The organism is Microbacterium sp. NPDC080005 (assembly GCF_040702445.1).
Classification (GTDB): Bacteria; Actinomycetota; Actinomycetes; order Actinomycetales; family Microbacteriaceae; genus Microbacterium; species Microbacterium oleivorans_D.
This window is the reverse complement of the sequence record NZ_JBFBLD010000002.1, coordinates 840,976-854,759: the sequence shown is the minus strand read 5'-3', so window position 1 is coordinate 854,759 and position 13,784 is coordinate 840,976. Positions and strand designations below refer to the sequence as shown.

Sequence of the window (13,784 nt, the reverse complement as noted above, 5' to 3'; positions counted from 1 at the left end):
GCCGCGGCATGCTCTCTCCAGGGGGCGTCGCAGACGCACGGTGGATGCCGCACTGTGGATGCGCTCTGTGCAGGAGCCCTCTCGATCAGCACAATGGAGGGGTGCCCGAGCCCGACGATGTCTTCCGCGTGCTGTTCGTCTGCACGGGCAACATCTGCCGTTCCCCCATGGCGGACGTCGTGTTCCGATGGTTCGCCGATCAGGCCGGCCTCGGCGAGCGGGTCGCCTCGAGCAGTGCCGGGACCGGGGAATGGCACGTCGGCGAGCGGGCCGACAGCCGCACCCTCGAGGCCCTCGCACGCCGCGGCTTCGACGGTACCCGGCATCGCGCACGACAGTTCACGCGCGACGATTTCGATCGCAACGACCTCGTGATCGCCCTCGACAGATCGCATGAACGGATCCTGTCGGAGTGGGCGCGCAGCCCCGCCGACGTCGACAAGCTCGCCCTCCTGCTCAGCTTCGATGCTCGGGCGGACGGAGCGCTCGACGTCCCCGACCCCTACTACGGGGGCCCCGCCATGTTCGACGAGGTGCTCGGTATGATCGAGAGCGCGAGCCGGGCGCTGTTCCGGCAGCTCGAACCCGCGCTTCGCCGGTGAGCGCACCCCCACCGAACGGAGTCGCGTGTCCTCCCTGCCCTCGATGTCCCTCAGCCCGCTCGACGGTCGCTACGCCGCGGCGGTCGCCCCCCTCGCCGAGTACCTCTCGGAGGCGGGTCTCAACCGGGCTCGCGTCGAGGTCGAGGTCGAGTGGATCATCACGCTGACCGACCGCGGCCTGTTCGGGTCGTCGGCGCTCAGCGATGAGCAGAAGGACTCGCTGCGCGGCCTCTACCGGGACTTCGGCGACGACGACATCGCCTGGCTCGCCGAGAAGGAAGCGGTCACCCGTCACGACGTCAAAGCGATCGAGTACCTCGTCCGCGACCGGCTGTCGTCGCTCGGACTCGACGCGATCGCCGAGCTCACCCACTTCGCCTGCACGAGCGAGGACATCAACTCTGCTTCCTACGCCCTCACCGTCCAGCGCGCCGTCGAGCGGGTCTGGCTGCCGAAGCTGCGTGCGGTCATCGCCTCACTGACGGCGCTGGCTGAGGAGCACCGGGATGCCGTCATGCTCTCGCGCACGCACGGACAGCCCGCGACGCCCTCGACCATGGGCAAGGAGCTCGCCGTCTTCGCCTGGCGCCTGCAGCGCGTCGCCGACCAGATCGCAGGCGGCGAGTACCTCGCGAAGTTCTCGGGCGCGACCGGCACTTGGTCGGCGCACCTGGCCGCGGAGCCCGACACCGACTGGCCCGCGCTCTCGCGCGGCTTCATCGAGGGTCTCGGGATCGGCTTCAACGAGCTGACCACGCAGATCGAGTCGCACGACTGGCAGGTCGAGCTGTACGACCGGGTGCGGCACGCCGGCGGCATCCTCCACAACCTCGCCACCGACGTGTGGACCTACATCTCGATGGGCTTCTTCGCCCAGATCCCCGTCGCGGGGGCGACCGGTTCGTCGACGATGCCGCACAAGATCAACCCGATCCGCTTCGAGAACGCCGAGGCCAACCTCGAGATCTCGGGCGGGCTGTTCGGCACCCTCGCGCAGACCCTCGTCACGTCGCGGATGCAGCGCGACCTCACGGATTCGACCACGCAGCGCAACATCGGCGTCGCCTTCGGTCACTCGCTGCTCGCGCTGGACAACCTGCAGCGCGGGCTGACCGAGATCTCGCTCTCGCGTGACGTCCTGCTGGCCGACCTCGACGCGAACTGGGAGGTCCTCGCGGAGGCGATCCAGACGGTCGTGCGCGCCGAGATCGTGGCCGGTCGGTCGCAGATCACCGACCCGTACGCGCTGCTCAAGGACCTCACGCGAGGCCGCCGCGTCGGCGCGCCCGAACTCGCCGAGTTCGTGAACGGCCTCGACATCGGCGATGCCGCGAAGCAGCGTCTGCTCGCGCTCACCCCTGCGACGTACGCGGGTCTGGCCGACCGACTCGTCGACCTGCTGCGCTGAGCCGCCGCCGGACCGCGGGTCAGTGCGGGGAGGGCGGTGTGCGGCCGCGACCGGTCTCGCCCTCGGCGGAACCCGGCTCGCCGCTGTCCTCGGGGTCGAGGAGCAGACCGCGGTCGACCTGCTTGCCGACCTGAGCCGGGTCGACGACCAGCAGTGAGAGCGCCATGATCACGAGCGTCGCGATGAAGGTCACGCCGGCGACGATCGCGGCGACGCCCCAGGCCCGCAGGTGCTGGTCGACGTCGCTGTTCGGGCGCTGATCCTGCAGCACACCCATCGAGACCAGCGTGACGATGCCGGCGAACACCGCCGCCAGCAGGGCGAAACCGAGCAGCTGAACCGGACGCATCAGGTCACGGCGGGTGGGGTTCTTGTCGGTCATGTGCGGCCTCCAGCGGCATCCGTGTCGGCCGTCTCCACTGCGGGGACCGCAGCAGGACGAGGAGAGAACGCGGCGATCCCGAGGTAGACCGCGACGATCGCGGCGTAGCCGCCGAACACACCCACACCGATCGTGATCCCGGTCAACGTGAAGGACTGCTGCGCCTGGTCGATGTAGTAGTCGAGCGTGTAGCCGCGCGGGACGAACAGCAGCGCCAGCCCCAGGACGATCGTGAGCGCGCCCACGAAGACCGACTCGCCGGCCGCGGGGGTGTCGCGTCGCCGGCCGATGATGCCGGTCACGAGCTCGGCCGCACCAGCGACGAGCGCCCAGACGAGGACGACCGTGAAGAACCCGTCCACCGTGCGCGCCGCGGGGAGGGTCGCGATCATGCCGGCGACGAGGGTGAGGATGCCGAGGAGCAGCGCCTGCGACCGCTCGCCCGTCCGGAACACGAGCCATGCGGACAGCAGCAGGATCAGCCCGGTCGCGACGGCGAAGCCGCTGAAGACCGCGCCGCCGACCTGCGCCGAGTGGTCGCCCGAGAAGGTGATCATGACCGCCGCGATCGCCGCGAACAGGGCGCGCCCCATCTGCAGGTGGCGCACCTCGAAGGCACGGGGGGCGGCGTCAGGCACAGGCGGTCTCTCAGGAAGGGGACGGGATGCCCCCAGTTTAGGTCGTCCACCCGGTTCCGGCCTCCGGAGCGGCAGGATGCGGTTGACTGAGCGCATGTCCTCGCGCCGACGCTCCGCCGCCTCGACCGCCGGGCTCGGTCTCGCCGCGGCCCTGACGCTCGCGGGATGCGCTGCGCCCGAGCAGCCGACGGCCGAGTCACCGACCCCGTCGGTCAGCTCCGTCCCGACGCCGACCCCCACCCCGACACCGACCCCCACCCCGACACCGCCGCCGGTGACGCCGCGCACCGTGGCGTCCGGTCTCGATGCACCCTGGTCGATGGCGGTGCGCGACCAGACCGTGTTCGTGAGCGAGCGCGACACCGCCCGCATCCTCGAGGTCGCGTCGGACGGCACGACGCGCGAGGTCGGCACCGTGGCGGGAGTGGTCCACAGCGACGAGGGAGGGCTCCTCGGCCTCGCGATCGACGGCGACGACCTCTTCGTCTACTCGACGGCCCGCGACGGCAACCGCGTGCAGCGCTACGCGATCTCGGGCTCACCCGGCGCGTTCCGGCTCGGTGAGCCCGAGACCGTCATCGACGGGATGCCGGCGGGCACCCACCACAACGGCGGTCGCATCGCGTTCGGCTCCGACGGCATGCTCTACATCGCGAACGGCGACACGAGCGACGAGCCCGCCTCGCAGGATCCCGATTCGCTCGCAGGCAAGATCCTGCGGATCGCGCCGAACGGCTCGGTCCCCTCCGACAACCCGGACCCCGACTCCCCCGTCTACAGTCTCGGTCACCGCAACGTGCAGGGCTTCGCGTGGGCGGAGGACGGGACGATGTTCGCGAGCGAATTCGGCCGCAACTACCGCGACGAGCTGAACGTCATCGAGCCCGGCGGCAACTACGGGTGGCCCTACGTCGAGGGCACCGGCGGCGAGGCGGACGGCTTCATCGACCCGGTGCAGACGTGGCCGACGGATGCCGCCAGCCCCAGCGGCATCGCCATCGTGAACGACACGATCGTCATCGCGAACCTGCGCGGCCGCGTGCTCCGTGCGGTTCCCGTGGCGGACCCGTCGACGTCCACCGAGCTCACCGGCGAGTACGGCCGACTCCGTGACGTGACGGTCGGTCCCGACGGCACGCTGTTCGTCCTCACGAACAACACGGACGGGCGCGGGTCACCCGCAGAGGGCGACGACCGGATCGTCAGTCTCGCGGTGCCGCAGCTCTGACCAGGTCGCGGATGCGCTGCTCCACGGCATCCGTCATCTCGATCACCGCGAACGAGACCGGCCACATGACGCCGTCATCGAGCTGCGCGGTCTCGTCGAAGCTGACCGTGCCGTAGCGGGTCTTGAACTTGGACGCCGGCTGCCAGAAGACCACGACCTTGCCGTCCTTGGCGTATGCGGGGAAGCCGTAGAACGTCTTCGGGTTCAGGTGCGGGGCCTCTTCGAGCACGATGACGTGCAGGCGTTCGGCGACGACGCGGTCGGTGCCCTCGAGCGCGTCGATCGCGTCGAGGCAGGCCTGGTTCTCCTTCTCGATCTTCGCGAGGCCCTTGAGCCCCTTCATCGCCTTCAGCTCCTCGGCCCGCTGCTTCATCGCGGCCTTCTCGGCGTCGGTGAAGCCGGCGCCCTCGCTGGTCTTTCCTGCCATGGTCGTTCCCTTTCGGTCTGTATGACTGAGTCTCAGGACTGCTGGATGCGGAGCAGGTTGCCGGCGGGGTCACGGACGGCGCAGTCGCGCACGCCGTAATCCTGCTCGATCGGCTCCTGCACGATGTCGGCGCCCGCAGCCTCGAGCTGCGCGAACGTCGCATCGAGGTCGTCGGTCGCCAGGTTGATCCCGAAGACGGAACCCTTCGCGAGGAGCTCCTCGAGTGTCCGGCGTTCGGCGTCGGTCACGTCGCGGCCGACACCGACGGGGTGCAGCACGATCGCCGTGTCCGGCTGGTCCACCGGCCCGACGGTGATCCAGCGCATGTTCTCGTAGCCGACATCGAGACGGACCTCGAACCCGAGAGCGTCACGGTAGAACGCGAGCGACTCTTCGGCATCCGTGTGGGGCAGGAAGCTCGAGTGGATGGTGATCGTCATGACGCCAGGTTAGGAGGGTGCTGCGGCGGTCGCTTCTCTATTCCTGACCGGTCGCGTGACCTGCTTCGCGATGCACGGCAGCATGCCTGGCCTCAGCTCGGCGCCCCGCTCGCGGTACACGCTGGGAGGGGCGCCGACGAGCTCGGCGAAGCGGGTGCTGAAGGTGCCGAGCGACTGGGAACCGACGGCGAAGCACACCTCGGTGACGCTCAGATCGCCTCGCCGGAGCAGTGCCATCGCACGCTCGATCCGGCGCGTCATCAGGTAGGAGTAGGGCGATTCACCGTAGGCGAGCCGGAACTGCCGGCTCAGGTGGCCGGCGGACATGTGGACGTCGCGGGCGAGCGATTCGACATCGAGCGGCTCCGCGTAGTCGCGGTCCATGCGGTCGCGGACGCGGCGCAACAGCACGAGAGTCGCGACGTCGGTCATGACCTGATCCTGCCAGCCGGAGAGGTCAGAGCGCGCGGTAGCTTCGGCCGTGCGGGTGGGTGAGGGCGACGGGTTCGCCGTCGACGGTGAGGATGAATCGATGCCGCTCTCCTGACGGCACGAGCCGCTCGAATTCCGGGAAGACGCCGAGCCCCTCGTTCGAGAGCCAGACCGCATCCGTCTCGGCCATCGTGCGCCGGAACCGCTCTCGGTCGTCAGGGGTCAGGTATGCCAGGACGGCGGTGTGGAAGACGACGAGCGTTGCGTCGCGGGGAGCGGATGCCGCGGCATCCGTGATCAGGTCATTCAGGTCGCCGCCGCGGATCGGCGCGGGATCGGATGCCGCGATGCGCGCGGCGGCCGCGAGGCGGGCACGCCGGTCGTCGTGCTCGGGCCACACGAGGGCGTCGAGCCAGGCGAGGGTGTCGGGGTCGGCGGGGTCGAGCGGGTTCAGGTCGATGCCGCCGCGCCAGACCACCTCGGGAAGATGTGTCGGAGGCGCCGTGTTCTCGATGCGGCAGTCGATGACGACGTCGGTCGGGGTCGGTGGGTCGAGGCTGGTGACGGTTCCGTCGTCCGCGGTGTAGCGGTACGCGTATCGATCGGGATGCAGGCAGAGCCCGGCGGACGCGCCGACCTCGAGCAGAGCGAGCGGTCCGGGGAGGCGGGCCAGCTGGGGAAGCAGGACGGCGCAGCGGGCGGCCTCGTTCGTCTGGGTGGCGTGGGTGAGGGCGATGTCGCGGATGTCCGGCCACCGGTCGACGGCGATGCGACGGGCATTTCGCCACGGCGCGATCGGCACGCCGGCGACGCGCATGGCCGCGAAGACCAGGTTCGCCTGCCGCTTGGCTCGCGGCAGCTCGTCGATCAGGGTGAGCATCTCGGGGTCGTCGGCGACCCCGAGCGCCCACTCCTCGTACGTGGCCGAGGACCCGGCGGCTTCGCGCGCGCCGAAGATCCGATAGTGCTCCGCCGTCGGTGAGTCCGCCGCGACGCCCCAGGACGGAAGGTCGGTCATGGCGCGAGCGTAGTCCGCGCGGCGCGCCTACTCGGCCAGGAAGGCGAGAGCGGCTTCGCGGAAGACGCGGGAGCCGGGTGCGTTGAAGTGGTGCCGGTCGGGGATCTCGATGAACCGGCCCTGGGGCGTCGCGGCGGCGAGGGACTTCGAGCCCTCGATGATGCCGTCCTTCGTGCCGGTCGCGAACAGCACCGGCTGCCCGGGCGCCGTGCCGGGGTCGGGGTCGACGGTGCCCGTCGCCCGCATGCCGCGCGCGATCGCGAGGAGCGCCCGCAGGTCGTTGCCGGGGACGCGCTCGGTGAGGGTGATGTAGTTGTGGGTCACGGCATCCGTCACCGGCTCGCCCTCGTCGAGGTACGCCTGCACCTGATCGAGGTCGAGCCGTCCGAGCGGCACCCCGTCGGGGACGCCGCCGAGGACGACGCGAGGGATGCGGGGTTCCAGGTCGCGGGCGACCTCCCAGCCGACCCGGGCGCCGAGGGAATAGCCGACGTACAGCGCCTCGTCGACCAGGTAGGTGTCGAGGACGGCCTCGAGGTCGGTGACCATGGTGCGCAGGGCGTAGGCGTGCGAATCGTGCGGCTTGTCGCTCGCGCCGTGTCCGCGCTGGTCGACCGCGAGCACCCGGTATCCGGCCCGCAGCAGGTCGCGCACCCAGCCCGTGTTCACCCAGTTGTCGCGCGCGCTCGACGCGAAACCGTGCACGAGGATGACCGTCGGGGCGTCCGCCGGTCCCCACTCGTAGGTGGCGATGCGGTATCCGTCGCCCACCATGACGAACTGCGGATCGGGCGTCTCGGTCAGGGCGGGGAAGACGGTGGTCACCCCACGATTGTGCACCCCGCAGGCTCCGCTCAGGTGTCGCCCCCGCCGAAGCGCCCGCTCGACACGAGCTCCTCCGCGACCCGGCGGAGCGCGAGCAGCAGGGGTTCCACGAGCACCGTCCCGAGCACGACGTAGCGCACGGCATCCTCCGCGGACGTGGTCGGGATCGCGTCGATCTCGGCCTCGACCATCCGACGGATGCCGGCGAGGTAGGCGTCCATGGTGGCCTCGGGGACCGCGAAGCCGCCCCGCTCGATGCTGTCGAGGGCGCGGGCGACGCCGGCGACCTGCTGCGGCGCACACGCCTCCGGCTCCCACCCCCACCGCCGGATCAGGTTCCGCGCGGCGGTCAGGTCGAGATCCTCGTCCGCGGGAGGCGAGACCGCCGCGTGCGCGACGCCGAGGAGGTGACCCGGATCCTCGGGGGGATCGTCGAGCGCCCCGATCACCTGACGTGCCGAGGCGATGCCGACCCCGGAGTCGACGAGGGCACGGATCAACCGCAACCGCTCGACGTGCGTCCGGCCGTAGACGGCCTGCGTCGCCGATGTCCGCTCACCTTCGGGCAGCAGCTTCTCGCGCAGGTAGTACTTGATCGTCGCCACCGGGACGCCCGTCTCGGCGGAGAGCTCCGAGATCCGCATCGATTCCCCCTTGACTTCGATAGTAATGCTATCCATTCTGGATAGTGTCGCTATCGAGAGGATCGCCATGACCCGTATGACCCACACGCACGAGGGCGAGCTCGTCGTCTTCCACCTCGGCATGACGATCCGGAAGTGGTGGCGGCCCGATCTGTGGATGCCGGTGTCCGCTGCCATGCCCCGCATGATGGCCGAACTGCTCGGCGACCCCGAGTCGGGTCTGCTCGGCTCGACCATGCTCCTCGGTCGACGCGGACCGTACCTCGTCCAGTACTGGTCGTCGATCGACAAGCTCTACGCCTACGCGTCGGCTCCCGAGCAGGCCCACCGCCCGGCGTGGACACGCTTCAACCGACTCGCCCGCTCGCACCCCGGCGCGATCGGGGTGTGGCACGAGACCTACCGCGTCGCCGCGGCGGAGTCGATCTACGTGGACACACCCGCCATGGGCCTCGGTGCGGCGACGGGACTCGTCGAGATCGGCCGTCGCCACGACCGGGCTCGCGCCCGTCTCGACGACGGGGCGACGGTCTGAGGCGGGTCAGCGCCTGCGCGCCAGCCGCCGAGGCGTGCCCGGGCGACGACGCAGGGCGCGCCGCATCCGAGACGTCGGCTGCGGGAGCGGCACCGGCTGCGTCACGACCGTCTCGACCGTCATCGAGCCGTCGACCGGTCCGATGACCGCTATCGGCGTCGTCGGCGTGATGGTCATCGGCGCCATCGGCATCGACGCCAGCGTCCGGTGTGCCCGGATGTAGGCGGGGATGAGGATGACAGCGGCCGAGATCCACGCCAGCGGGTTCGACCACGCCACGCCGATGAACCCGAACAGGGCTCCCAGCAGGATCGCCGCCGCCGCCCGCGCGACCAGCTCCACGACACCGGTCACCGTCGGGATCACGGCGTTGCCGAGCCCCTGCAGCGCACCCCGCGTGACGAACAGGACGCCGAGCGCGGTGTAACTGAACCCGTTGATGATGAGCATCGAGACCGCGAGGTGCACGACGCCGTCGGCCCCGTCGCCCACGAAGATGCGGACGATCGGGCCGCCGAGGGAGATGAGCAGGATGCCGAGGGCCACCGCCGCTCCGACGGCGATCCACGTCGCCTGGACGACGCCACGTCGGATGCGGTCGGGGCGGCCGGCGCCGTAGTTCTGGGCGACGTACATCGAGACCGCCAGCGACATCGACTGCAGCAGGGCGACAGCCAGCCCGTCGACACGCGAAGCCGCGGTGTAGGCGGCGATCGCCTCGCCACCGAGCGTGTTGAGCGCGACCTGCACGGTCAACGCGCCGATCGCGATGATCGACGCCTGGAAGCCCATCGGCAGGCCGAGCCGCAGGTGCGCCCCGATGTCGGCGCGTGTGATGCGCCAGTCCTCCCGCTTCAGGTGCAGCTCAGGGATGCGGCGCCGCACGAACTCGAGGCACAGGAGCACCGAGACGGCCTGCGCGACGACGGTCGCCAGAGCCGCGCCGGCGACACCGAGGCCGAGCCACGCGATGGCCGCGATCACGAGCACGACGTTCAGTGCGCACGCGACGATCAGGAAGATGAGAGGCGTCCGCGAGTCGCCGATGGCGCGGATGACGGCGGACAGGAAGTTGAAGAACATCAGCGCGCCGGCACCGAGGAAGCTCACCTGCGTGAAGACCGTCGCATCCGCGAGCAGCTCGGGCGGGGTCTGCAGGGCCACGAGCGCAGGCTCGGCGATGAGCGGTGCGCCGACGGTGAGGATCACCGTCGTGATGCCGCTCAGGAATGCGCCGGTCGCGACGGAGCGACGGACCCCTGCGGCATCCATCGCCCCATAGGCCTGCGCAGTCGGGATGGCGAACCCGGAGGTCAATCCCCACGCGAATCCGAGCAGCAGGAACAGGAGACTTCCCGTCGCCCCCACGGCGGCGAGCGCGTCGACGCCCAGCAACCGACCGACGACGATCGTGTCGGCGAAGTGGTACAGCTGCTGCACCACGTTGCCGATCATGAGCGGCAGGGTGAACAGCAGGATGACACGCCAAGGGCGGCCCGTGGTGAGGAAGGTGGCCATGAGGGCTTTCGGGGAGTTCGAATCGATTCGAGGTCCCTCGATTGTACCGAGCGCTCCCTGGGAGGCGTAAGGGGGGTCCGCGAAAAAGGGGCGCCGATCTCTCGGCGCCCCTTCTCGGTGGATGGATCAGAACGTGGCGGTGTCGGGGTCGGCTCCGACGCGCTGGCCGCGGTCGAGCGCGTTGATGGCGTCGACCTCGGCCGAGGTCAGCTCGAAGCCGAAGACATCGAAGTTCGAGCGGATGCGCTCGGGCGTCGACGACTTCGGGAAGACGATGAGGCCCTCCTGCAGGTGCCACCGGATGACGACCTGAGCGGGGCTCACGCCGTGGGCCTCGGCGGCATCCGCCACGGCCTTCTCGCCGAACAGGTCGTACTTGCCCTGTCCGAGCGGGCCCCACGATTCGGTGTGAATGCCCTTCGGCTCCTGGAACTCTCGGAGCTCGCGCTGCGCGAAGGCGGGGTGCAGCTCGATCTGGTTGACCGCCGGAACCGTCTCGGTCTCGTCGAAGAGGCGCTGCAGGTGCGGCTGGTGGAAGTTCGAGACACCGATCGAACGCGTCAGGCCTTCGGACCGGAACTTCTCGAGCTCCTGCCACGTCTCGACGTAGCGGTCCTTGTCGGGGCGCGGCCAGTGGATCAGGTAGAGGTCGACATGGTCGAGCCCGAGCTTCTCGAGGCTCGCCTCGATCGCCGGTCGCGAGGTGTCGCGACCCTGCTCGGAGTTCCACAGCTTCGTGGTGATGAAGAGCTCGTCGCGGGGGACGCCGGAGGAGGCGATGGCACGGCCGACGCCCTCTTCGTTGCCGTACACGGCAGCCGTGTCGATGTGGCGGTAGCCGGCTTCGAGGGCGACGCTGACGATGCGCTCGGCCTCGGCCGGGTCGACCTGGAAGACGCCGAAGCCCAGCTGGGGGATGGTGTGTCCGTCGTTGAGTGTGAGAGTGGGAACGGTCATGGGTCCACCTTTCCACCGCCGGGAGCGTCATCGGCACGGGTTGACGAAACGTTGCGGATGCGGCATCCGCTCAGTGCGCGCGTCGCCGACCGGTCCGCGGACAGGATATTCCTCCCGCGCTTTTGTCCATTCAGATGACTGGAATTCGGCTAGCACCATCTCTCTTCCGCGGCAATAGCTCGAACGAACGGTCCTCGGGGCGCACCATGAAGCCATGACCGCTCCCGCTCCGCTCACGGACGCCGACCTGTCGGGCCTGCTGGCCCGGACGGCGCTCGGCGACGCGGAAGCCTTCGCGCAGCTGTACGACGCGACCTGCGCGTCCGCCTACACGCTCGCGACGCACATCCTGCGCAGCGAGCAGCCGGCGCAGCGCGTGCTCCAACAGGTGTACGTCCACGTGTGGGAGCACGCCGCGCAGGCCGAGGCGCGGCATCCGCGGGCCTGGGTCCTGCTGCTCACCCACCGCCACGCCATCGCGCTCCGGCGCCGGTCCGACGCGCAGGCCGAGGCCGTCTCGCGCGAGCGGCTCGGCGACATGAGCATCGAGCAGCAGCGCGTCATCGCGCTCGCCTACTTCGGCGGGTACAGCCAGACCGAGATCGCCGCATTGACCGGCGAGACCCTCAGCGCCGTGCGCTCACTCACCCGTGGCGCCCTCGACCAGCTGCACGCGGCGACGCGCGTGGTGACGTCGCCCGTCGCGCTCCCCCGGGCGACCGGCGTCATCGCGTAACGACCTCGCTCAGACGGCGGCGGCCATCGCCCGACCCGCCGCGCGTCCCGAGAAGATGCAGCCGCCGAGGAAGGTGCCCTCGAGTGCGCGGTAGCCGTGCACCCCACCGCCGCCGAATCCGCTCGCCTCGCCGGCGGCGTACAGCCCTGCGATCGGTTCGCCCCCTGCGGCCAGCGCACGGCCCGACAGGTCGGTCTCGATGCCGCCGAGACTCTTGCGTGTGATGACGTGCAGCTTCACCGCGATCAGCGGTCCCGCCTTCGGGTCGGCGATCGGTCCCGGCGTCGCGACGCGCAGCAGCTTGTCGCCCCGGTAGCGTCGCGCCTGACGCACGGCCGTCACCTGGGCGTCCTTCGTGAACGGGTTCGTCATCTCGCGGTCGCGTGCCTCGAGCTCGATTCGCACGCGGTCGATGTCGAGCAGAGCGGATGCCGCCCGCATCCGCTCGAGCAGCTGCGGCACGGTGTCGGCGACGATGAAGTCCGCGCCGCGCTCCGTGAACGCCTCCACCGGAGGCGTGGCCCGACCGCCCTTCAGCCGCCCCGCGAGGAGCTTCAGGTCCTTGCCGGTGAGGTCGGGGTTCTGCTCGCTCCCGGAGAGGGCGAACTCCTTCTTGAGGATCGCCTGGTTGAGCACGAACCAGCTGTGGCCGTGCCCCGTGGCGACGATGTGCTCGAGCGTGCCGATCGTGTCGAACCCGGGGAACAGCGGGGTGGGGAGGCGGTGACCGGTGGCATCCAGCCACAGCGACGAGGGACCGGGGAGGATCCGGATGCCGTGGCGCGGCCACACGGGAGTGTGGTTCTGGATGCCCTCGACGTAGTGCCACATGCGGTCGCCGTTGATGAGGTGCGCGCCGGTGGACTCGGCGACGCCCAGCATCCGTCCGTCGACGTGGGCGGGGACGCCCGAGAGCATCGTCTCGGGCGCGCGTCCCATGCGGGCCGGCCACTGCGCGCGGACGAGGTCGTGATTGCCGCCGATCCCGCCGCTCGAGACGAGGACGGCGCCTGCACGGAACGAGAACCCGCCCGTCTCGTCGCGGTTGCTCGGCGCGCCGCGCTCGGCCGCGTCGGGGGCGAGCACGGCGCCGCTGACCCCGACGACCGCGCCTCCCTCGACCTCGAGGCGGTCGACGCGGTGGCGGAACGCGATGCGGGCGCGGCCCGACGCGACCCCCTCGAGCACGCGGCGGACGAACGGATCCAGCACACCCGGCCCGGTGCCCCACGTGATGTGGAATCGCGGCACCGAGTTGCCGTGCGCCGTGGCGCGGTCGCCGCCGCGCTCGGCCCACCCCACGACGGGGAAGAAGCGGATGCCGCGCTCCCGCAGCCACGCGCGCTTCTCCCCCGCAGCGAACTCGAGGTACGCCTCGGCCCACGCTCGCGGCCAGCGATCCTCGGGGCGGTCGAAGCCGGCGGAGCCGAACCAGTCCTGCCGCGCGAGTTCGAGCGAGTCCTTCACGCCGAGCCGGCGCTGCTCGGGCGAATCGACCAGGAACAACCCGCCGAACGACCACCACGCCTGCCCGCCGAGGCTCGTCTCGGGCTCCTGCTCGACGATCAGCACGCGCTTGCCGGCGTCCAGGAGCTCGGCGGCGGCGACCAGCCCGGCCAGTCCCGCCCCGACGACGATCGCGTCTGCGGCATCCGTTGTCATGCGTGCGTCCCCTTCGACGTGCCCGTCGGCGGCGACGGGTGCTGAGGAGACTCTAGGCGGATGCGTGGCGGTGACGGGCGACGGCGGCGACCGTCGTCACCACCACGATGATCGCGGCGACGACAGCCCATGGCCAGACGGTCACCGGGAAGCCTGCGAGCGACTGCGTGTACGACTCGCAGAACGACTTCTCCGGATCGAACGAGTCGAGGCATCGCCCGACACCGATGACCGGGGCGAGGACGACCGTCGCGAGGAGCAGCGCGGCGGCGCCCCACAGCACCGCGCGCGCCGGCGACCCCGCTTCCATGAGGCGATCTGACCACATCGGG

The 13,784-nt window shown here is 70.5% G+C and carries 17 protein-coding genes; 5 read left to right on the top strand and 12 right to left on the bottom strand.

Annotated elements, in window-relative coordinates; all coding sequences use genetic code 11:
- Window positions 1–128 precede the first annotated feature (128 nt).
- Both AB0259_RS10945 and purB read left to right on the top strand, forming a co-directional pair.
- Entirely contained in the window at window positions 129–602 is a 474-nt protein-coding gene (locus AB0259_RS10945; RefSeq protein ID WP_308222234.1) for a low molecular weight protein-tyrosine-phosphatase, read from the top strand.
- Window positions 603–627: 25 nt separating this feature from the next.
- Entirely contained in the window at window positions 628–2,010 is a 1,383-nt protein-coding gene (gene purB / locus AB0259_RS10940) for an adenylosuccinate lyase (RefSeq protein WP_366221711.1), read from the top strand.
- 19 nt (window positions 2,011–2,029) lie between these two features.
- On the opposite strand, the gene AB0259_RS10935 is transcribed toward purB, so the two are convergent.
- Window positions 2,030–2,392, bottom strand: a complete 363-nt coding sequence (locus AB0259_RS10935; RefSeq protein WP_251577112.1) for a hypothetical protein — start codon at window positions 2,390–2,392, stop codon at window positions 2,030–2,032.
- The gene (locus AB0259_RS10930) at window positions 2,389–3,030 is read right to left on the bottom strand and encodes an acyl-CoA synthetase (protein ID WP_366221712.1); all 642 of its coding nucleotides are present in this window, start codon (window positions 3,028–3,030) and stop codon (window positions 2,389–2,391) included. The genes AB0259_RS10935 and AB0259_RS10930 overlap by 4 nt, the downstream gene beginning before the upstream one ends.
- 94 nt (window positions 3,031–3,124) lie before the next feature.
- Here AB0259_RS10930 and AB0259_RS10925 point away from each other — a divergent pair, with 94 nt between their 5' ends.
- Window positions 3,125–4,258 (top strand): PQQ-dependent sugar dehydrogenase, encoded by a 1,134-nt coding sequence (locus AB0259_RS10925; protein ID WP_366221713.1) that lies wholly within the window; start codon window positions 3,125–3,127, stop codon window positions 4,256–4,258.
- Here the strand turns inward: AB0259_RS10925 and AB0259_RS10920 are convergent.
- From AB0259_RS10920 to AB0259_RS10895, 6 genes are read right to left on the bottom strand one after another with little or no spacing between them, the layout of a single operon-like run.
- The gene (locus tag AB0259_RS10920) at window positions 4,233–4,685 is read right to left on the bottom strand and encodes a hypothetical protein (RefSeq protein ID WP_366221714.1); all 453 of its coding nucleotides are present in this window, start codon (window positions 4,683–4,685) and stop codon (window positions 4,233–4,235) included. The two genes, AB0259_RS10925 and AB0259_RS10920, sit on opposite strands and share 26 nt — an antisense overlap.
- A 32-nt stretch (window positions 4,686–4,717) precedes the next feature.
- On the bottom strand, window positions 4,718–5,125 hold the full coding sequence (locus AB0259_RS10915; protein WP_366221715.1) for a VOC family protein: 408 nt from the start codon (window positions 5,123–5,125) through the stop codon (window positions 4,718–4,720).
- A 9-nt stretch (window positions 5,126–5,134) separates the two neighbouring features.
- Window positions 5,135–5,557 (bottom strand): helix-turn-helix transcriptional regulator, encoded by a 423-nt coding sequence (locus AB0259_RS10910; protein ID WP_366221716.1) that lies wholly within the window; start codon window positions 5,555–5,557, stop codon window positions 5,135–5,137.
- A gap of 25 nt (window positions 5,558–5,582) precedes the next feature.
- Window positions 5,583–6,575, bottom strand: a complete 993-nt coding sequence (locus AB0259_RS10905) for a DUF2332 domain-containing protein (protein WP_366221717.1) — start codon at window positions 6,573–6,575, stop codon at window positions 5,583–5,585.
- A 27-nt stretch (window positions 6,576–6,602) separates the two neighbouring features.
- A complete protein-coding gene (locus AB0259_RS10900) occupies window positions 6,603–7,400 on the bottom strand; it encodes an alpha/beta hydrolase (RefSeq protein ID WP_366221718.1) in 798 nt (265 codons plus the stop codon).
- Between the two features lie 29 nt (window positions 7,401–7,429).
- Window positions 7,430–8,080 carry a MerR family transcriptional regulator gene (locus AB0259_RS10895; RefSeq protein ID WP_366235824.1) on the bottom strand — a complete coding sequence of 217 codons (651 nt, stop codon included), beginning with the start codon at window positions 8,078–8,080 and terminating at the stop codon, window positions 7,430–7,432.
- A 31-nt stretch (window positions 8,081–8,111) separates the two neighbouring features.
- On the opposite strand from AB0259_RS10895, the gene AB0259_RS10890 reads away from it, so the two are divergent.
- Window positions 8,112–8,579, top strand: a complete 468-nt coding sequence (locus tag AB0259_RS10890) for a DUF4188 domain-containing protein (RefSeq protein ID WP_251577130.1) — start codon at window positions 8,112–8,114, stop codon at window positions 8,577–8,579.
- A 6-nt stretch (window positions 8,580–8,585) separates the two neighbouring features.
- On the opposite strand, the gene AB0259_RS10885 is transcribed toward AB0259_RS10890, so the two are convergent.
- Together AB0259_RS10885 and AB0259_RS10880 are read right to left on the bottom strand one after the other, a co-directional pair.
- Window positions 8,586–10,097, bottom strand: a complete 1,512-nt coding sequence (locus tag AB0259_RS10885) for an MATE family efflux transporter (RefSeq protein ID WP_366221720.1) — start codon at window positions 10,095–10,097, stop codon at window positions 8,586–8,588.
- 126 nt (window positions 10,098–10,223) lie between these two features.
- Window positions 10,224–11,054 (bottom strand): aldo/keto reductase, encoded by an 831-nt coding sequence (locus AB0259_RS10880; RefSeq protein ID WP_366221722.1) that lies wholly within the window; start codon window positions 11,052–11,054, stop codon window positions 10,224–10,226.
- 214 nt (window positions 11,055–11,268) lie between these two features.
- Between AB0259_RS10880 and AB0259_RS10875 the strand changes: the two genes are divergently transcribed.
- Window positions 11,269–11,790, top strand: coding sequence for a sigma factor-like helix-turn-helix DNA-binding protein (locus AB0259_RS10875; RefSeq protein WP_366221724.1), 522 nt, complete (start codon window positions 11,269–11,271; stop codon window positions 11,788–11,790).
- Window positions 11,791–11,799: 9 nt separating this feature from the next.
- On the opposite strand, the gene AB0259_RS10870 is transcribed toward AB0259_RS10875, so the two are convergent.
- On the bottom strand, window positions 11,800–13,452 hold the full coding sequence (locus AB0259_RS10870) for an FAD-binding dehydrogenase (protein ID WP_366221726.1): 1,653 nt from the start codon (window positions 13,450–13,452) through the stop codon (window positions 11,800–11,802).
- A 52-nt stretch (window positions 13,453–13,504) separates the two neighbouring features.
- Complete coding sequence (locus tag AB0259_RS10865; RefSeq protein ID WP_366221728.1) at window positions 13,505–13,762, bottom strand: hypothetical protein; 258 nt, start codon at window positions 13,760–13,762, stop codon at window positions 13,505–13,507.
- Between the last annotated feature and the right edge of the window lie 22 nt (window positions 13,763–13,784).